A 17382-nucleotide genomic window follows, 5' to 3' on the forward strand; every position below is an offset into this window, starting at 1 on the left:
ATGGGTCGTCCTTCGGGCTTGGTGATCAATGACACGGCGCTTCACCCTATGGCTGAGGTGCCGCCCATGGGGGGCACCCCGGCGCTGCGTGGTTGGATGGTGCGGTGAACCCGGATCTGGTGGTCAGCCTCGACGGCGTCGGCGTGCGCCGCTCCGGCACCGCCCTCCTAGAGGACCTGACCTGGCGTGTCGAGTTGGACGAGCGGTGGGTCGTGCTCGGCTCCAACGGGGCCGGCAAGACCACACTGCTCAACCTCGCCGCCGGCCGGCTGCACCCCACCACTGGTGTCGCGCACGTGCTCGGCGAGCGGATCGGCCGCACCGACGTCAACGAGCTGCGTACCCGGATCGGGCTCACCACCGCCGCGATCGCCGAGCGGCTGCCCGCCGACGAGCGGGTCAGCGATGTGGTGGTGACCGCCGCCTGGTCGGTGGTCGGCCGTTGGCGGGAGGACTACGACCGCGGCGACGAGGCGCGGGCGCGGGCACTGCTGAGTCAACTCGGCGTCGGTGGTCTCGCCGAACGCCGCTACGGCACCCTCTCCGAGGGTGAGCGCAAGCGGGTGCAGATCGCCCGTGCCCTGATGACCGACCCGGAGCTGCTGCTGCTCGACGAGCCCGCCGCCGGGCTCGACCTGGGCGGTCGGGAAGACCTGGTCGCCCGACTGGCCGAGCTGGCGTACGACCCGGACGCCCCGGCGATGGTGCTGGTCACCCACCACGTCGAGGAGATCCCTCCCGGTTTCACCCACGCGATGCTCCTGCGCGAGGGCGGAGTGGTCGCCCAGGGCCTGCTCACCGAGACGCTGACCGGTGACAACCTCTCCAAGACCTTCGGGCTGCCACTCGTCGTCGAGCGGTCGGGCGACCGCTTCACCGCCCGCGCCGCCTGAGCATCGGACAGGCGGAGACGGCCGTGCCGCAGACCCGGGTCGCCGTGGTGGGCAGCGCGAACATGGACCTGGTCGCGATGGCACCCGCGCTGCCCCGACAGGGCGAGACCATGCTCGGCACCGACTTCGTGATGGTGCCCGGCGGCAAGGGTGCCAACCAGGCCGTGGCCGCGGCCCGCGCCGGCGCCTCCTGTGCCTTCCTCGGCGCGATCGGCTCGGACGCCTTCGGCGTCACCCTCAAGGCCCGCATCACAGCGGCCGGTGTGGACACCAGTCAGCTTCGCGTGGTCTACGGCACCTCGGGAGTGGCGCTTGTCATGGTCAACGCCCAGGGGGACAACGCCATCGTGGTCACCCCCGGCGCGAACGACGCCCTGGTCGGCCTCAGCGAGGAGGAGCTGACCACCGTCCGTACGGCGGACGTCCTGGTCGCGCAACTGGAGATCCCGGTGCAGACCGTGACTGCCGCCGCGGTGGCCGCCCGCGAGGCCGGCACCAGGGTCATCCTGAACGCCGCCCCGGCGCGGGACCTCCCACCCGAGCTGCTCGCCGCCGTGGACCTGCTGGTCGTCAACGAGGGCGAGGCGCAGGCGCTCGCCGGCCGGGGTCGGGAGGAGCCGCGCGCGCTGCTCGACCTGACTCCCCGGGCCGTGCTCACTCTCGGCGGGGAGGGCGCCTGGTACGTCGACCGGGACGGCGCCGAGGTGCACGTGCCGGCGGTACGGGTCGACGTGGTCGACTCCACCGCCGCCGGTGACGCGTTCACCGCCGCGCTGGCCGTCGGCTGGGGCGAAGGGCGCGACCTGGTCGACGCGGTGCGCTGGGCGTCGGCGGCCGGCGCTGCCTGCGTCCGCAAGCTCGGCGCCTCGGTGGCGCTGCCGCAACGCGCCGAGATCGACGAGCTGTACGTACCGGCCTGAGCGCGGTCCGCGCTGAGCCGGCTGAGCGCGGTCCGCGCTGAGCCGGCTGAGCGCGTTCCGCGCTGAGCCGGCCCGACCGTCGCGGCGTGTCACGCCCGCTCGCCGGCGCCGGTGCGAAAGGCCCGGCGGTACGCCGACGGTGAGGTCAGCATGACCCGGCCGAAGTGGTGGCGGTAGGTCACGGGGGTGTCGAAGCCCACCGCGCGGGCGACCTGCTCGACAGCGGCGTCGGTCTCCTCCAGCAGTGTCAGGCTGGCGCGGACCCGCTGCTCGACCAGCCAACGGATCGGGCTGGTGCCGGTGGCTCGGGCGAAATGCCGCAGGTACGTGCGGGACGACATGTGCGCCCGGTCGGCGAGCTGGGCAACGCTCAGCGGCTCGGCGAGGTGGGCGAGTGCCCAGTCGAGGCTGACCGCGATCCGGTCGTCGGCCGGGTCGGCGGGCACCGGCGCCTCGACGAACTGGGCCTGCCCGCCGTCGCGGTGCGGCGGGATCACCAGTCGTCGGGCGACCGCGTTGGCGATCGCCGCGCCATGGTCACGCCGGATCACGTGTACGCAGAGGTCCAGCCCGGCCGCGCTGCCGGCACTGGTGAGCAGGTCGCCGTCATCGAGGTAGAGCACGTCCGGGTCCACCTCGACCAGTGGGTAGCGCCGCGCCAGCAGCTCCGCGTACCGCCAGTGGGTAGTGGCCCGGCGGCCGTCCAGGAGGCCCGCCCCCGCCAGCGCGAACGCTCCCGAGCAGATCGACATGATCCGGGCACCGCGCCGGTGCGCCTCACCCAGCGCGGTCACCAGCTCGGGCGACGGGTCAGCGGTCACGTCCGGTACGCCGGGCACGATCACCGTCCGCGCCGCCGCCAGCTCGGCCAGGCCGTACGGGGTGTGCAGGCTCGCTCCGCCGACCACCGGCACCGGCCCCGGCCGCTCGGCGCAGACCACGAGGTCGTACCAGTCGACGTCGAATTCGGGCCGGGCCAGTCCGAACACCTCGGTCACGATCCCGGTCTCGAACACCGACATCCCCGGGTACGCGAGCACGGCGACCCGGTGCGCGGCCGCCCGTCGTCGAGGCGCGGGGAGCGGTCGCGGACCGGTCGTGGTGGCCGTCGGGATCGGCATGGCGGGATGTTAGCGCAGGATGTCGTTCCCGCCACTCGTTCCGAGGTGGCCTGCTGGCGAGGATCGGTGCATGACTTTCACCTTCGCCGTTCCGCAGGCCGATCCGGCCACCGCCGCCGCCTGGTTCCGCAATCGGCTCAGCGTCGAGACCGACGTCAGTGACGTGCACGCCGACCTGTCGGCCCGTACCCCGGGTCTGGTGGTCGTCGACTCCCGGGGCGCGGCCGCCTGGGCGCAGGGGCACCTCCCCGGCGCGGTGCACCTGCCCACCGCTGAGATCGCGACCCGGTCGGCGGATCTGATCCCGCCGAGGTCGGCGGTTGTGACCTACTGCTGGGGTCCCGGCTGCAACGGCGCGACCCGGGCGGCGCTGGAGTTCGCCCGGCTGGGCCATCCCGTGAAGGAGATGCTCGGCGGGTTCGAATACTGGGTCAGGGAGGGGCTGCCGGTGGTGACGGAGGCCGGGCTGACCCGACGACCGGTCGACGACCTCACCGCGCCCGCCACGACGATCACCTGCGACTGCTGATCCACGGCAGGGGCGGGCTGGCGTTCACCCCACCGGCTCGTCGGCGAGCTTCTCGCCACGGCGGCGCAGCATGCCCAGCCCGGGGATGCCGGCCACGGCGAGCTTGAGGTCACGGGTGACGTCGAGCAGGTCGTGCAGGTCGGGGCCGACCCGGTCCAGCGTGGCCAGGATCGGCAGGATGTCCGCCGTCAGATGCTCCCGGAGCTTCGGCAGCTCGTCGATCAGGTGGATCGCCGCAGTGATCTCCTCATGGCTCAGCTCCCCGACGAACCGCTCGGCCATCGGTGCGGCCCGACGCAGCGCCGGCTCGTACGCCGCCAGCAACTCGGCTGCGGTGGCGGCGGCCTCCGTCGCGGTACCCACGGTGGTGGCGGCGCGGTTCGCGACACGGTCGGCCTCGGCGACCACCGTGGCCGCCGTCCGGGAGACCCGGTCGGCCTCGGCGACCACCACGGCGGCGGCGGAGGCCACCTCGGTGGCCGTGTCGATGGCGGTGGTCGCGGCGGCGCTGATGACTGCCACCTCGCGAACCGCGCCCTCGGCGTCGCTGAGCACCTGGTCGGTCCGGTCCAGGGTCGTCTCGATCCGGTCGACCACGCCGTTGATCCTGGCCAGCAGCTGCTCCACCCCGTCGAGCACGGCGAACGCGCGGGCGGGCACGGCGGCCATCGAGGCGGCCGAGCCGAGCGCCTGGTCGAGGGCGTAGCGGGTCAGACCGACCACGGCAGTCGGGGTGGGGAGGGGAATCGCCATGGGGTCAAGTGTGCGTCGGCCGTGCCACAACCGCCCGTCGGAGCAGGTCAGCGTGACTGTCGACAGGTCAGCGTGACTGTCGACCGGCGGTGTCGGCGCGGGCCACCCGCAGCGCCCACCAGATCAGCGGCACCTGCAATGGCACCCGGCCGTACGCGATGGCCCGCTGTGTCGGGCGTCGGCGCCGCCAGTCCACGGCCATCTTGACGTTCGCCGGCAGGACGGCGACGAAGAGGGCGGCGGCTGCGCGGCCGCCGGCCCGCCGGGTGGCCGGGTTCGCGACAGCCGCAGCCACCACCAGTTCGGCGACCCCGCTGGCGTACGTCCAGAAACGGGGCGGGCCGGGCAGCGCACGCGGCACGATCGGGTCGTAGACGCCGGGGCGTACCAGATGGGTGACGCCGGCCGTCGCGAGCAGGCCGGCCAGGGCGACGGCCTCGCGGCGGCGGGTGGTCATCGGTGGTCCCCCTGTTGTTCGACGGCGCGCTGCACGGCCCGGTAGATCTGCCCGAACCGTAGCGCGTCCGGGGTGCGCACCAGCAGGTCCTCCCGGCCGTGGTGCTGCACCCACAACTCGTGCACGTGGCTGCCGCGCTCGTAGGAGCGGTCCAGCCAGCCGAGGGGAATCTCCAGGAACGGTGCCAGCGCGAGCGCCCCCGCCGCGCAGGCGGCCAGGATGATCAGCGCCAGCTGCCAGTTGCCTCGATCCTGAGCCGACCAGGCCAGCGACAGCACGCAGACCACGGCGACCAGCGGCGGCAGCGAGAGCAGCAGGACCAGGACACCGCGCCCCAGCACACGGCCGCGTACGGCGAGGGTCTTCTGCCCCCGTGCGTGCCAGACGAACGTCACGTCGGACAGGGCGATCACGTGACCACCCGCCCGGATCGACTCGGAGGTCACCTGCACCGCGTCGTCCCGGTAATAGAGGGTCATCACTAAGCCTAACCACCGCGGTGCAAACCTCGGCGGGGTCGGCCGGCCGTGCCCGTGCCCGTGCGGTCTGCCGTGCCCGTGCCTCGAACGGGACAGGCTGGCTAGCGGCGCGTGACGGGGTGGGCCGGCTGGCTGTGCTCCACCGCGCGTTGCACCGCCCGGTAGATCTGCCCGAAGCGCAGCGCGTCACCGGTGTGCAGCAGACGCACCGGCTGGCCCCGCCAACGGGCCCAGATCTCCAGTTGGCGGCTGCCCCGGGCGTACGAGCGGTCCAGGTGTTCGAAGAGGAAGTCGGCCACCGGCCCGACGGCCAGGCCGACAAGCACCGACGCGCCGACGATCGCGATCGTCACGGTGGGGGAGCGGTGCAGCCAGACGGCCACGCCGATGCCGAGCACCGCCGCGACCAGCGGGCCGGCGAGCGCAGCGCCGAGCGCGCCCCGCCCCACCAGCACACGCCAGGAGCGGGTGCCCCGGCGGTGCCAGATCATGGTGATGTCGGCCAGCTTGTAGCTGCGACCGTCCACGCGAAGAGTGGTGGAGGTGACCTGCACCGACCTGTCGTCGTAATACGTGATCATGGCTGGACTCCCGCCCACGGGGCTGACACCACACTACTTACCCAAACGAGCCGGGTCGTAAGGTTGGCACGCGACTTCGACGAGGAAGTGAGGGCAGCGTGGGCGAGTTCGTTCGGCTGGAGACCACTGACGGCATCGGCACGATCCGGCTGGAGCGGCCGCCGATGAACGCGCTCAACACCCAGGTGCAGGAGGAGTTGCGCGCCGCCGCGACGGCGGCCACCGCCGATCCCGAGGTCCGCGCGGTCATCGTGTACGGCGGGGAGAAGGTCTTCGCCGCCGGCGCCGACATCAAGCAGATGGCTGACATGTCCTACGTGGACATGGCCGACCGGGCGGCGAACCTGTCCAGCGCGCTCGGCGCGATCGCCCGGATCCCCAAGCCGGTGGTCGCCGCGATCACCGGGTACGCCCTCGGTGGCGGCTGTGAGCTGGCGTTGGCCTGTGACTGGCGGATCGTCGCCGAGGACGCCAAGCTCGGCCAGCCGGAGATCAAGCTCGGCATCATCCCGGGTGCCGGCGGCACCCAGCGGCTCGCCCGCCTGGTCGGCCCGGCCCGCGCCAAGGATCTGATCATGACGGGCCGGATGGTCGACGCCGAGGAGGCCCTGCGGATCGGCCTGGCCGACCGCGTGGTCCCGGCCGCCGAGGTCTACGAGGCCGCTGTCGCCTACGTGAAGCCGTACCTGACGGGCCCGGTGCAGGCGCTGCGCGCGGCGAAGCTGGCGGTCGACGGCGGCCTGGACATGGACCTGAACTCGGGCCTCGCCTGGGAGAGTCAGCTCTTCGCGGCGCTGTTCGCCACCGACGACCGGCGCGAGGGCATGGCGGCCTTCGTCGAGAAGCGCAAGCCGGGCTTCACCGGCCGCTGACCCGTCGCCTCCCGCCCCGACGGCGCCCTGACCTCGGCACCGTCCACCGGCCGGGGCCACGGTCGCAGGGCCAAGTGACTGGCCGGTAACCTGTGATCCCGGCCACGGACGATGGGAGCGACATGACGGAGCGGATCGAGGGTCACGGCGGCGAGTTGGCGCTCGCGGCACTACGCGCGCACGGCGTACGGGAGATGTTCACGCTGTCCGGCGGGCACGTCTTCCCGCTATACGACGCCGCGTACAAGACCGACTTCCCGATCTACGACGTCCGGCACGAGCAGTCCGCGGTCTTCGCCGCCGAGGCCGTGGCCAAGCTCCAGCGCCGCCCAGGCCTCGCCGTGCTCACCGCGGGGCCCGGTGTCACCAACGGCATCTCCGGCATGACCAGCGCGTTCTTCAACGCCTCGCCGGTGCTGGTGCTCGGCGGGCGCGCGCCCGCGTTCCGCTGGGGCTCGGGCAGCCTCCAGGAGATGGACCACCTGCCGCTGGTCGCCCCGGTCACCAAGCACGCCGAGACGGTGTTCAGCACCGACGACATCCCGCGTGCGGTGGGTGCGGCGCTGAACGCCGCGCTCACCCCGCACCGGGGCCCGGCCTTCCTCGACTTCCCGCTGGAGACGGTCTTCTCGGTCGCGGAGGCCGAGCTGCCCACCGTGACTGGTGTCGACCCGATCGCCCCGGATCCGGAGGAGGTCGGCCGCGCGGCGTTGCTCATCGCCGGGGCGCAGCGGCCGGTCATCATCGCCGGCTCCGACGTGTACGCGGGCGACGCGGTCGCCGCGCTGCGCGAGGCGGCCGAGGCGTTGCAGGTGCCGGTCTTCGCCAACGGCATGGGTCGCGGCTCGCTCCCGCCGGAGCACCCGCTGGCGTTCGCCAAGGCCCGACGGGCCGCGCTCTCCGGCGCCGACGTGGTCGTGGTGGTGGGCACCCCGCTGGACTTCCGGCTCAGCTTCGGTGACTTCGGTGACGCCAAGGTGGTGCACATCGTCGACGCCCCCAGCCAGCGGGCGACGCACGTGCAGCCGGCCGCCGCACCCGCCGGTGACCTGCGCCTGATCCTCTCCGCGCTCGCCGATCACTCCGGTGACCGGGCCGACCACTCCGACTGGATCGCCGACCTGCGCATTGCCGAGGACGCGGCGAAGGCTCGGGACGCCGCGGAGATGGCTGCCGAGACCGACCCGATCCGCCCGGCCCGGATCTACGGCGAGCTGCGTCGGGCGCTCGCCCCGGACGCGATCACCATCGGCGACGGCGGCGACTTCGTGTCGTACGCCGGGCGGTACCTGGAGCCGGCCCAGCCCGGCACGTGGCTGGACCCGGGCCCGTACGGCTGCCTCGGCACCGGCATGGGTTACGCGATGGGTGCCCGGGTCAGTCACCCGGACCGGCAGATCTGCGTGCTGATGGGCGACGGCGCGGCGGGCTTCTCGCTGATGGACGTCGAGTCGCTGGTCCGCCAGAAGCTGCCGGTGGTGATCGTCGTCGGCAACAACGGCATCTGGGGGCTGGAGAAGCACCCGATGCGCGCGATGTACGGCTACGACGTCGCCGCCGACCTCCAGCCGGAGCTGCGGTACGACACGGTGGTCAGCGCGCTCGGCGGGGCGGGGGAGACGGTCGCCAAGGCGGCCGACCTGGGCCCGGCGCTCCAGCGGGCGTTCGACTCCGGAGTGCCGTACCTGGTGAACGTGCTCACCGACCCGACCGACGCGTACCCCCGGTCGTCGAACCTGGCCTGAGTCGCACCCGCCGCCGCCGTCGCTCCCGCGTCGGCGGCGGCGCGCTCACACCTCCGGTCGGTCGCCCTCGCGCGGCGGCTCACCGTCGCGGCGGCGCAGGTCGTCCTCGCGTCGCCGCAGGTCTTCCTCCCAGCGTTGGAACAGCTCCTGGTCCTGCTGCTGGGCGCGTTCCTCGACGGAGCGCAGGAACTCCGGGTCGTCGTCGGGGGCTACCTGCCGTGGACGCTGCCGCTCGCCGCCGCCCGGCCAACCCTTGCCGGCGCCGGGGCTGGGCTCCCGGCCGACGATGAACCAGGCGATCGAGCCGACCAGCGGGAAGAACAAGATGATCAGCACCCAGGCGATCCGGGGAAGGGCGCGGATCTTGCCCTCCTCGGCGGAGAGACAGCTGATCAGCGCGCAGACGGCGAGGACAATCTGCACCAGGAAGAGGAGTACGCCAAGCCGGGCCATGCACCCATGATGACGCACCGGCGCGCGTCACCACAGTCCGCGCAGAACCAGCAGCACCCCCAGTAACGCCAGCACCACGGTGCCCACAGTGACCAGGGGAAGTGTCCGGCCGCCGGTGCGGGCCGGACCGGTGCCCGTGCCCCGGGGCCAGCAGAGCACCAGCAGGGTGCCCCACACCAGAACGGTGCCGCCGGCGATCAACGCACCGGTCGGGTCGCCCGTCGCCGCCAGCCGGACGGCGAGCACGCTCACCACGGTCACAGTGAGCAGGGTGCGCCGCCAGGCCAGCCGGGTCCGCTCCGGTTGCAGCCCCGGGTCGCGTCCGGTGCTCACCGCCCGCCGACCGCGCGGAGCAGGACGGCGACCACCAGCAGTAAGGCACCGACGCCGACGGCGAGCGCCAGGATGGCGGGAAACCGGGACGCGGGCAGCTCCTGACCGAGCCGGATGGCCCGCTCGGTACGAGCCCAGTGGTCCACAGCGCGGATCGCGACCGCCGCGCCGAGCAGCAGCAACGACACCGCGATCACCTCCCGCAGGTGGCTCATCGGCAGGGGTGGCAGGAACTGCGCGGTGGCCAGCCCGCCACCGACGAGCGCCAACCCGGTGCGTAGCCAGGCGAGGAAGGTCCGTTCGTTGGCCAGGGAGAAGCGGTAGTCCGGTGTCTCACCGACAGCGCGTGCCTCCGCCGGGTCGAACCACCGCCTGATCGCCTCCCACACAGTGGGAGAATATCCGTTTCCCTTCCCGCTTAGCCTGGTCCGGTGACTGATCTCGACGTACAGACGCTGCGCGACGCCTACGACAACCAACTCCGCCCGGAGATCCCCGACCCGGTTCCGGCCGGAGTTTCCGTGGAGCGGGACGGGCCGCTGGTCCGCATCATCGGGCTCGACGCCGGCGGGTTCCTCACCTACCGCACCCTGGGCGGGTTGACAGGTGACGCTCTGGACGAGCTGATCGCCCGGCAGGTGCAGCTGTTCCGTGAGCGCGGCCAGTCGGTCGAGTGGAAGCTCAACGAGCACGACGAGCCGGCCGATCTGGCGGACCGGCTGCGCGCCGCCGGCTTCGTGCCGGAGGACCGCGAGACCGTCGTGGTCGGGCCGGTCGCCCCGCTGGCCGCCGCGCTGCCTGTCGTTCCCGAGGGGGTACGCCTGCGTGAGGTGACCGCCCGGGAGGACCTGGAGCGGATCGCCGCCATGGAGGAGGAGGTCTGGCAGGAGGATCGCTCGCACCTCGTGACGGGCCTGGCCAAGGAGATCGACGCCGACCCGAACTCGATCACCGTGGTGGTGGCCGAGGCGGGCGGGACGGTGGTGAGCGCGGGCTGGGTGCGGTTCCCGGCGAACACCGGCTTCGCCACGATGTGGGGTGGCTCGACCCTGCCGCAGTGGCGGCGCAAGGGCATCTACCGGGCGTTGGTCAACTACCGGGCGCGGCTCGCCGAGCAGCGGGGTCGGACGCTCATGCAGGTCGACTGTTCCGAGGACAGCCGGCCCATCCTCGAGCGGCTCGGCCTCGTCGCGGTCACCACCACCACCCCGTACGTCTACACTCCGTGATCGTGGAGCAGCGGTTGACGGACGAGGAGCGCCTGACCCTCAAGACCGGTGCCTTCGGTGCCGTCTTCCTGGTCTCCAACGCCGATCCCGGTGTGCTGGGGGTGATCCGGGAGAGCATCGCCGCTTCCGGCGCGCTGGCCGACGCCAGTGGCACTGTCAAGGAGGCGCTGACCACCGGCCCGCTGCCGCGACTTCCCCGGGACTCGCAGCTGGAGATCGAGTCGGTGGTGCTGCCGGCGCTGGGTGAGGCGGTGCGGATCCTGCGCGAGAAGTCCCCACGGGACGTGGACGCGTACCGCGATCTGGTGTTGGCGGCGGCGGACCAGGTGGCCCGCGCCCACGACGGGGTGGTGCCTTCCGAGGCTGCGGCCATCGACCAGATCCGGGTCGCGTTGGCTGAGCCGGCCTGACCGGCCGCGCGTCGGTGAGCTGTGTCACTCTGAGTGCTGCGGGAGTGCAACCTACTGGCAGGTAACATTGCGCCGTGGGCAACTGCACAACCGCCCGCGGTTGACCTGGCGTCGACCGACGCGCGACGCTGCGCCCCATACCGGGCGAGCGAATCGCAACACCACACAGGAGGGTCGTCGAAGCGCGATGAACATCGTCGTACTCGTCAAGCAGGTGCCTGATTCGGGCGCGGACCGCAACCTGCGCAATGACGACAACACCGTCGACCGCGGTTCGGCGAACAACGTGATCAACGAGATGGACGAGTACGCCATCGAGGAGGCGCTGAAGATCAAGGAGGCGCACGGCGGCGAGGTCACCATCCTGACCATGGGTCCGGACCGGGCGACCGAGTCGATCCGCAAGGCGCTCTCCATGGGCCCGGACAAGGCCGTGCACGTGCTGGACGACGCCCTGCACGGCTCGTGCGCCGTCGCCACCTCGAAGGTGCTCGCCGCCGCGCTCGGTCAGCTCAACGCCGACCTGGTCATCTGCGGTGCAGAGTCCACCGACGGCCGGGTCCAGGTCTTGCCGCACATGATCGCCGAGCGGCTGGGCGTCGCGGCGCTCACCGGTGCCCGCAAGCTCACCGTCGACGGCGCGACGCTGACCGTCGAGCGGCAGACCGAGGAGGGCTACGAGGTGGTCACCGCCGCCACCCCGGCCGTGGTCTCCGTCTGGGACACCATCAACGAGCCGCGCTACCCCTCCTTCAAGGGCATCATGGCCGCCAAGAAGAAGCCGGTGCAGACGCTCTCGCTGGCCGACCTCGGAGTCGCGGCCGACGAGGTGGGCTTTGACGGCGCCACCAGCGCCGTCGTCGAACACACCAAGCGCCCCCCGCGCTCCGGCGGCGCCAAGATCACTGACGAGGGCGAGGGCGGCGTCAAGCTGGTCGAGTTCCTCGCCACCGAAAAGTTCGTGTGAGAGGGGGGTCTGACATGTCCGAGGTTCTCGTCGTCGTCGAAGCCACAAAGGAATTCGGCGTCAAGAAGGTCACCCTGGAAATGCTCACCCTCGCGCGTGAGCTGGGCACCCCGAGCGCTGTGGTGCTCGGCGGCGCCGGCGCCGCCGAGGCGCTGAGCGGCAAGCTGGGCGAGTACGGCGCGGAGAAGATCTACGCCGCCGAGGGTGACGAGATCGACGGCTACCTGGTGGCCCCCAAGGCGACGGTGCTGGCCGAGTTGGTCAAGCGGGTGCAGCCGGCCGCCGTGCTGCTGGCGTCCGCCCAGGAGGGCAAGGAGATCGCCGCCCGGCTCGCCGTCAAGCTCGACAACGGCATCCTGACCGACGTGGTCGGCCTGGACGCCGACGGCACCGCGACCCAGGTCGCCTTCGCCGGCTCCACCATCGTCAAGTCCAAGGTCACCAAGGGCCTGCCGTTGGTCACCGTCCGGCCCAACTCGGTCACCCCCGCCCCGGCGGCGGCGACCCCGGCGATCGAGCAGCTCAGCGTGTCGGTCACCGACACCGACAAGCTGGCCACCGTCGTCGAGCGGGTCGCCGAGCAGAAGGGCTCCCGCCCCGAGTTGACCGAGGCCGGCGTGGTCGTCTCCGGTGGTCGGGGCGTCGGCAACGCCGACAACTTCAAGCTGGTCGAGGAGCTCGCCGACCTGCTCGGCGGGGCCGTCGGCGCGTCCCGCGCGGCCGTCGACTCCGGCTTCTACCCGCACCAGTTCCAGGTGGGCCAGACCGGTAAGACGGTCTCCCCGCAGCTCTACGTCGCCCTCGGCATCTCCGGTGCGATCCAGCACCGGGCCGGCATGCAGACCTCGAAGACCATCGTCGCGGTCAACAAGGACGGCGAGGCGCCGATCTTCGAACTGGCCGACTTCGGGGTGGTGGGCGATCTGTTCAAGATCGTCCCGCAGGCCGCCGAGGAGATCCGCAAGCGCAAGTAAGCCAGCGGTACGTCAGTGGCCGCCCGTTCGCACGGGCGGCCACTGCCGTGTGGGGAGCTGATCGGCGAGCCGGGGAGCTGAGCCGGCCCGCCGATCAGCCCGTCAGGGAGCCCCTCAGCAGACTGTCGCCGGAGTGACGGGTGTTGTTGTCGTACTGCTCGGCGGAGACGTCGACCACCGAGTAACTCTTGAGGTCGACATTCGGGGGCAGGGGTAGCAGGGCGTCCGAGCCGCCACCCAGGGTGCCGACCGAGAACATCTCCATGGTCGTCGGATTGATGAGCCAGACCTCGTAGTACCCCGGGACGCTCGGGAGATTCGCCACATGCAGATGTAATTGGCCGTCCTGGAAAACCCGGGCGTCACCCTTGGCCGTCGGCGGGGTCGCGCCGTACGCGGCCAGCGGAGCGCTCGCCACCACCACCGGCGTCGGGGTGGGCGTCTGATCGTCCGGTCGGAGCACCGAGACGGTGCCCACGACGGCGACCGCCGCGGCGGCGGCCGCGGTCACCGCTGTGGCCACCCAACCGGACCAGCCGCGACTCCGGCGGGATCGCCGCGCCGGGTCCAGCCGGGTCACCGTCGACCCGGCCGTCGTGGTGTCGGCCTGCCCGGCCGTCGTGATGTCGGCCTGCCCGGGCACCCGGTGTCGGCGGGTCTCGGTCAGCAACGGCCCGGCCTCTGCGGCCTTGACCTGGGCCTCGATGCCCTGCCAGACGTGCTCCGGTGGGTCGGGCAGGTCGGCCAGGCCCTGCGTCTCGGCGCCGAGCCCCGCCACCTGCTGAAGGCTCGCGACCTCCGCGCGGCAGAGCGCGCAGGTGGCGAGGTGGGTGCTCTCCCCGTTGTCCGCCTCGCTCTCACCGAGTGCCAGAAATACCAGCCGGTCGTGGTCCAGGTGCTGCACCGTCCACCTCCCATCTGCGCTTCAAGCTCGCCATGCCGCGACGGATGTGACTCTTCACGGTGCCCAACGGCACGCCGGTCACCGCGGCTATCTGTTGGTGTGTCAGGTCGTCGTAGAAGGCCAGCTCCAGCATCCGGCGCTGGTCGTCCGGGAGGCGAGCCAACTCGTCCGCGACCACCAACCGGTCCACCACGCGGTCCGGATCCGGCTCGGTCTGCGCCGGCTCGGGCAGTTGTCGGACCGTCTCCACCACCCGGGTCTCCCGGGCCGAGGCGCGCATCCGGTCGATCACCTTCCGCCGGCCGATGCCGAGCAACCAACCGATCAGCGACCCCTTTGACGGGTCGAACGTGTCGCGGCCCAACCAGGCGGCGACGAACGTCGCCTGGGTGGCGTCCTCGGCGTCGCTGCGGTTCGCCAGCATGGACGTGGCCAGATGGAGCACGGCACGACCGTAGCGGTCGTACGCCTCGCGCAGCGCCACGTCGTCACCGTCACGGAACCTGCGGTCGAGGTCGTCCACCGGAGGGTCCGGTTCCTGTCGTAGCGCCGTCATCGGGCGGCTCGCCTTCGATGGGGCATACCCGACTGTAGCTGCCACAGTCTCCGCCCCACTTCCCCGGTCGATGTCATCTCACCTGCTCTTCGTCTCCCGACCCCGTTGCGGATGCGGTCGGCGCCGGAAAAGAAAAGTGCCTCCGGGGCGCATCCGCCCGTCCGGCAGCCGGCGTAACCCGTTCTGCAAGCCAGGCCTGACGAATTAGCAGTTATCACCAGGAGGCAGACATGCAGCTCTCGTACTTCCGTCGGGTCGCCGCGGGCGGCGCGGTAGCCGCGCTGACCTTCGCCGGCGTCGGTGGGCTCACCGCCGGCCCGGCGTACGCCGCCACGTCGGAGGTCTCCGTCGTGCACGGCATTCCGGACACCCCGGTCGACGTCTACGTCAACGGCAAGAAGACGCTGGACAACTTCAAGCCCGGTGACGTCGCCGGCCCGCTGAACCTGGAGGAGGGCGAATACGACATCGCGCTCACCAAGCCGGGCGAGCCGATCGGCAGCGCGATCCTCAAGGCCGACAACGCCGCGGTGCCGGGCGGTGCGAACATCAGCATCGCGGCCCACCTCGACGCCGCCGGCCAGCCGAAGATCACCCCGTTCGTGAACGACGTCTCGAAGGTCGACGCCGGCAAGGCGCGGCTGATCGTCCGGCACACCGCCGCCGCTCCGGCGGTCGACGTCCGCGCCGGTGGCAAGCCGGTCTTCGAGGACCTCACCAACCCGAACGAGGCCAAGGGTGACGTCGACGCGGGCGAGGTGAAGGCGGACGTCGTGCTCGCCGGCACCGACACCGTGGCCATCGGCCCGGCGGACCTCAACCTCAAGGAGGGCACCGCCACGATCGTCTACGCGATCGGCTCCGCCGAGGGCAAGACCCTCGACGTGGTGGCCCAGACCATCACCGGCCTGCACTCCGCCCCGGGCGGCGTGCCCAGCGGTGACGGCGGCCAGGCCGGCACGGGCGTGGACACCTGGTGGTACGTGCTCACCGGTGCCGGCGTACTCCTGCTGCTTGGTGGTGGGGTGCGGATGGCGACCGCGCGGACCGGCCGCAAGTGACGGTGCGCAATCGCGGCGCGCTGGCGGCCCTGGCCGCCGGCGTTGCCGCGCTCACCGTCGCCACGCTCGTGGCGTGCGGCTCGCAGCCGGCCGAGGACGTGGGCGGCGACGAGGCGGCCAACCTCGCGACCGCCACCCCGACCCCGTCGGCCAGCGCGGCCGATGGCCAGTCTGTCCCGGTGACCGTCGGCGAACTGCCGGCCGGGGCGGAGATCGTCCCGCCGGTGCGGCTGGTGATCCCGGCGATCGATGTCACCGCCACGATCAACGCGGTCGGCATCAACAAGCGGACCGACGATTTCGAGGTGCCGCCGAGCGTCGACAAGATCGGCTGGTACCGGTACGGTCCCGGCCTGGAGGCGGACGCCGGCTCGATCGTCATCGCTGGTCACGTGGACAGCGCCCAGCAGGGCAAGGGCGCGTTCTTCCGGCTGCGGGAGCTCGATCAGGGCGACACCCTGACCGCGACCGGCAGTGATGGCGAGGCCCGCAAGTACCGGGTCGTGGCCCGGGAGGAGTACGACAAGACCAAGATTCCGTTGGAGCGCTACTTCGCCCGCGACGGCAAGCCGCGGCTGACCCTGATCACCTGTGGTGGGCCGTTCGACGCCAAGGCGCGCAAGTACCGCGACAACATCGTCGTCACCGCGGTGCCCGCCTGAGCGGGTCCGCGCATCGGGCCGGGGTGGAGTTTCCACCCCGGCCCATTGCGTGCGGTCCCCTCCGGCATCCGGCCCCCCAGGTGTCGGCCGTACGCTGAACGGTGATGGCTTACCTGGATCACGCGGCGACGACTCCCATGCTCGATGAGGCACTGGAGGCGTACGTCGCTACCGCCCGCGAGGTCGGCAACGCGTCCTCCCTGCACGCGTCGGGCCGCCGTGCCCGCCGCCGGGTCGAAGAGTCACGCGAACAGGTGGCCGCTGTGCTGGGCGCCCGGCCCTCTGAAGTGATCTTCACCGGTGGTGGCACGGAGAGCGACAACCTCGCTGTCAAGGGCGTCTTCTGGGCCCGCCGAGCAGCCCGCCCCGACCGCCACCGGGTGGTCTCCAGCGCCGTCGAGCACCACGCGGTGCTGGACGCTGTCGACTGGCTGGCCCAGCACGAGGGCGCCGAGGTCGGCTGGCTGCCGGTGGACGCCGTTGGTCGGCTCGACCCGCAGACCCTGCGCGCCGAGTTGGCCGCGCACGCCGACCAGGTGGCCGTGGTCACCGCGATGTGGGCGAACAACGAGGTGGGCACCGTCCAGCCGGTGGCCGAGCTGGCTGCCGTCGCCGCCGAACACGGTGTGCCCTTCCACACCGACGCCATCCAGGCGGTTGGACAGGTGCCCGTCGACTTCGGCGCCAGCGGGGTCGCCGCGCTGACCGTCACCGGGCACAAGTTGGGCGGCCCGATGGGAGTGGGCGCTTTGCTGCTCGCCCGGGACGTGCCGGCCACGCCGCTGCTGCACGGCGGCGGCCAGGAACGCGACATCCGCTCCGGCACCCTGGACACTGCGGGCATCGTCGCCTTCGCGGTCGCCGTGGAGACGGCGGTGAAGGGTCAGCAGGAGTACGCCGCCCGGGTGGCCGCGCTCCGCGACGACCTGATCGAGCGGGTCCGCCAGGCGGTGCCCGAGGTGATCTACAACGGTGACCCGACCGATCGGCTGCCCGGCAACGCGCACTTCTCCTTCCCCGGCTGTGAGGGGGACGCGCTGCTGCTCCTGCTCGACGCCCAGGGAATCGCCTGCTCGACCGGCTCCGCCTGCTCGGCCGGCGTGGCACAGCCCTCGCACGTGCTGCTGGCGATGGGCGCCGACGACGACCGCGCCCGCTCCTCGCTGCGCTTCACACTGGGCCACACCAGCACCCAGACCGACGTCGACGCTCTCATCGCGGCCCTCCCGGCAGCAGTCGACCGAGCCCGCCGAGCAGCAGCCCTCCGCACCCCCCGCTAACCCCCCACCCCGGGCCCCCACCCCCACCCCCACCCCCGCTGCCCCGCCCCGCCCCCGCGCCCCTAGCCGGGTCGATCAAGGAGTTGTGGTGGGTGGCAAAACGTGCTTATTGCTCGTTACCGGGCACCACAACTCCATGATCGACGGGATTGGTCGTTGGGGTTTGTGGGGTGGCGGGGGGTTCGGGGCTGGTGGATAGGGTT

General features: G+C 72.0%; 22 protein-coding genes. 12 read left to right on the forward strand and 10 right to left on the reverse strand.

Annotation, left to right across the window (positions count from 1 at the left end):
- Nucleotides 1-92: 92 nt before the first annotated feature.
- Together ACFYPG_RS25755 and ACFYPG_RS25760 are read left to right on the forward strand one after the other, a co-directional pair.
- Nucleotides 93-893, forward strand: a complete 801-nt coding sequence (locus tag ACFYPG_RS25755) for an ABC transporter ATP-binding protein (protein ID WP_387354141.1) — start codon at nt 93-95, stop codon at nt 891-893.
- A gap of 23 nt (nt 894-916) precedes the next feature.
- Complete coding sequence (locus ACFYPG_RS25760; protein WP_387354142.1) at nt 917-1813, forward strand: ribokinase; 897 nt, start codon at nt 917-919, stop codon at nt 1811-1813.
- An 89-nt stretch (nt 1814-1902) separates the two neighbouring features.
- On the opposite strand, the gene ftrA is transcribed toward ACFYPG_RS25760, so the two are convergent.
- Entirely contained in the window at nt 1903-2934 is a 1032-nt protein-coding gene (gene ftrA / locus ACFYPG_RS25765; protein ID WP_387354143.1) for a transcriptional regulator FtrA, read from the reverse strand.
- A 70-nt stretch (nt 2935-3004) separates the two neighbouring features.
- On the opposite strand from ftrA, the gene ACFYPG_RS25770 reads away from it, so the two are divergent.
- On the forward strand, nt 3005-3463 hold the full coding sequence (locus ACFYPG_RS25770; RefSeq protein ID WP_387354144.1) for a rhodanese-like domain-containing protein: 459 nt from the start codon (nt 3005-3007) through the stop codon (nt 3461-3463).
- Between the two features lie 24 nt (nt 3464-3487).
- On the opposite strand, the gene ACFYPG_RS25775 is transcribed toward ACFYPG_RS25770, so the two are convergent.
- The 4 genes from ACFYPG_RS25775 to ACFYPG_RS25790 form a co-directional block, all read right to left on the reverse strand.
- Entirely contained in the window at nt 3488-4216 is a 729-nt protein-coding gene (locus tag ACFYPG_RS25775) for a hypothetical protein (RefSeq protein ID WP_387354145.1), read from the reverse strand.
- A gap of 67 nt (nt 4217-4283) precedes the next feature.
- Nucleotides 4284-4673: a hypothetical protein gene (locus tag ACFYPG_RS25780; protein WP_355005367.1), complete on the reverse strand. Its 390-nt coding sequence runs from the start codon at nt 4671-4673 to the stop codon at nt 4284-4286.
- Nucleotides 4670-5152 carry a DUF6232 family protein gene (locus ACFYPG_RS25785; RefSeq protein WP_355005366.1) on the reverse strand — a complete coding sequence of 161 codons (483 nt, stop codon included), beginning with the start codon at nt 5150-5152 and terminating at the stop codon, nt 4670-4672. The genes ACFYPG_RS25780 and ACFYPG_RS25785 overlap by 4 nt, the downstream gene beginning before the upstream one ends.
- A gap of 101 nt (nt 5153-5253) precedes the next feature.
- Nucleotides 5254-5733, reverse strand: coding sequence for a DUF6232 family protein (locus ACFYPG_RS25790; protein ID WP_355005365.1), 480 nt, complete (start codon nt 5731-5733; stop codon nt 5254-5256).
- Between the two features lie 98 nt (nt 5734-5831).
- Here ACFYPG_RS25790 and ACFYPG_RS25795 point away from each other — a divergent pair, with 98 nt between their 5' ends.
- Together ACFYPG_RS25795 and ACFYPG_RS25800 are read left to right on the forward strand one after the other, a co-directional pair.
- Nucleotides 5832-6605 (forward strand): enoyl-CoA hydratase-related protein, encoded by a 774-nt coding sequence (locus ACFYPG_RS25795; protein WP_355005364.1) that lies wholly within the window; start codon nt 5832-5834, stop codon nt 6603-6605.
- Nucleotides 6606-6727: 122 nt separating this feature from the next.
- Nucleotides 6728-8350 carry an acetolactate synthase gene (locus ACFYPG_RS25800; RefSeq protein ID WP_355005363.1) on the forward strand — a complete coding sequence of 541 codons (1623 nt, stop codon included), beginning with the start codon at nt 6728-6730 and terminating at the stop codon, nt 8348-8350.
- Nucleotides 8351-8395: 45 nt separating this feature from the next.
- Here ACFYPG_RS25800 and ACFYPG_RS25805 read toward each other — a convergent pair whose 3' ends face one another.
- The 3 genes from ACFYPG_RS25805 to ACFYPG_RS25815 are packed head-to-tail and all read right to left on the reverse strand — an operon-like array spanning nt 8396 to nt 9525.
- Nucleotides 8396-8803, reverse strand: a complete 408-nt coding sequence (locus ACFYPG_RS25805; RefSeq protein ID WP_355005362.1) for a PLD nuclease N-terminal domain-containing protein — start codon at nt 8801-8803, stop codon at nt 8396-8398.
- 27 nt (nt 8804-8830) lie between these two features.
- On the reverse strand, nt 8831-9136 hold the full coding sequence (locus tag ACFYPG_RS25810) for a DUF202 domain-containing protein (protein WP_355005361.1): 306 nt from the start codon (nt 9134-9136) through the stop codon (nt 8831-8833).
- The gene (locus ACFYPG_RS25815) at nt 9133-9525 is read right to left on the reverse strand and encodes a DUF202 domain-containing protein (protein ID WP_355005360.1); all 393 of its coding nucleotides are present in this window, start codon (nt 9523-9525) and stop codon (nt 9133-9135) included. Before ACFYPG_RS25815 ends, ACFYPG_RS25810 begins: the two co-directional genes overlap by 4 nt.
- 42 nt (nt 9526-9567) lie before the next feature.
- Between ACFYPG_RS25815 and ACFYPG_RS25820 the strand changes: the two genes are divergently transcribed.
- The 4 genes from ACFYPG_RS25820 to ACFYPG_RS25835 all read left to right on the forward strand — a co-directional run bounded on the left by ACFYPG_RS25820 (nt 9568) and on the right by ACFYPG_RS25835 (nt 12716).
- A complete protein-coding gene (locus tag ACFYPG_RS25820; RefSeq protein WP_355005359.1) occupies nt 9568-10365 on the forward strand; it encodes a GNAT family N-acetyltransferase in 798 nt (265 codons plus the stop codon).
- Complete coding sequence (locus tag ACFYPG_RS25825) at nt 10362-10775, forward strand: hypothetical protein (RefSeq protein ID WP_355005358.1); 414 nt, start codon at nt 10362-10364, stop codon at nt 10773-10775. The genes ACFYPG_RS25820 and ACFYPG_RS25825 overlap by 4 nt, the downstream gene beginning before the upstream one ends.
- A gap of 187 nt (nt 10776-10962) precedes the next feature.
- Nucleotides 10963-11742, forward strand: coding sequence for an electron transfer flavoprotein subunit beta/FixA family protein (locus ACFYPG_RS25830; RefSeq protein WP_355005357.1), 780 nt, complete (start codon nt 10963-10965; stop codon nt 11740-11742).
- A 14-nt stretch (nt 11743-11756) separates the two neighbouring features.
- Nucleotides 11757-12716 carry an electron transfer flavoprotein subunit alpha/FixB family protein gene (locus ACFYPG_RS25835; RefSeq protein ID WP_091393283.1) on the forward strand — a complete coding sequence of 320 codons (960 nt, stop codon included), beginning with the start codon at nt 11757-11759 and terminating at the stop codon, nt 12714-12716.
- Between the two features lie 94 nt (nt 12717-12810).
- Here the strand turns inward: ACFYPG_RS25835 and ACFYPG_RS25840 are convergent, their stop codons facing one another.
- A complete protein-coding gene (locus tag ACFYPG_RS25840) occupies nt 12811-13620 on the reverse strand; it encodes an anti-sigma factor (protein WP_387354146.1) in 810 nt (269 codons plus the stop codon).
- Nucleotides 13574-14176 (reverse strand): RNA polymerase sigma factor, encoded by a 603-nt coding sequence (locus ACFYPG_RS25845; protein ID WP_387354147.1) that lies wholly within the window; start codon nt 14174-14176, stop codon nt 13574-13576. Before ACFYPG_RS25845 ends, ACFYPG_RS25840 begins: the two co-directional genes overlap by 47 nt.
- A 230-nt stretch (nt 14177-14406) precedes the next feature.
- Between ACFYPG_RS25845 and ACFYPG_RS25850 the strand changes: the two genes are divergently transcribed.
- From ACFYPG_RS25850 to ACFYPG_RS25860, 3 genes are all read left to right on the forward strand, one after another.
- Nucleotides 14407-15237, forward strand: coding sequence for a DUF4397 domain-containing protein (locus ACFYPG_RS25850; protein ID WP_355005354.1), 831 nt, complete (start codon nt 14407-14409; stop codon nt 15235-15237).
- Entirely contained in the window at nt 15234-15899 is a 666-nt protein-coding gene (locus ACFYPG_RS25855) for a class F sortase (RefSeq protein WP_387354148.1), read from the forward strand. The genes ACFYPG_RS25850 and ACFYPG_RS25855 overlap by 4 nt, the downstream gene beginning before the upstream one ends.
- Nucleotides 15900-16003: 104 nt before the next feature.
- Nucleotides 16004-17179 carry a cysteine desulfurase family protein gene (locus tag ACFYPG_RS25860; RefSeq protein WP_387354149.1) on the forward strand — a complete coding sequence of 392 codons (1176 nt, stop codon included), beginning with the start codon at nt 16004-16006 and terminating at the stop codon, nt 17177-17179.
- Nucleotides 17180-17382: the final 203 nt, after the last annotated feature.

Source organism: Micromonospora sp. NPDC005553, assembly GCF_042871765.1.
Classification (GTDB): domain Bacteria; phylum Actinomycetota; class Actinomycetes; order Mycobacteriales; family Micromonosporaceae; genus Micromonospora.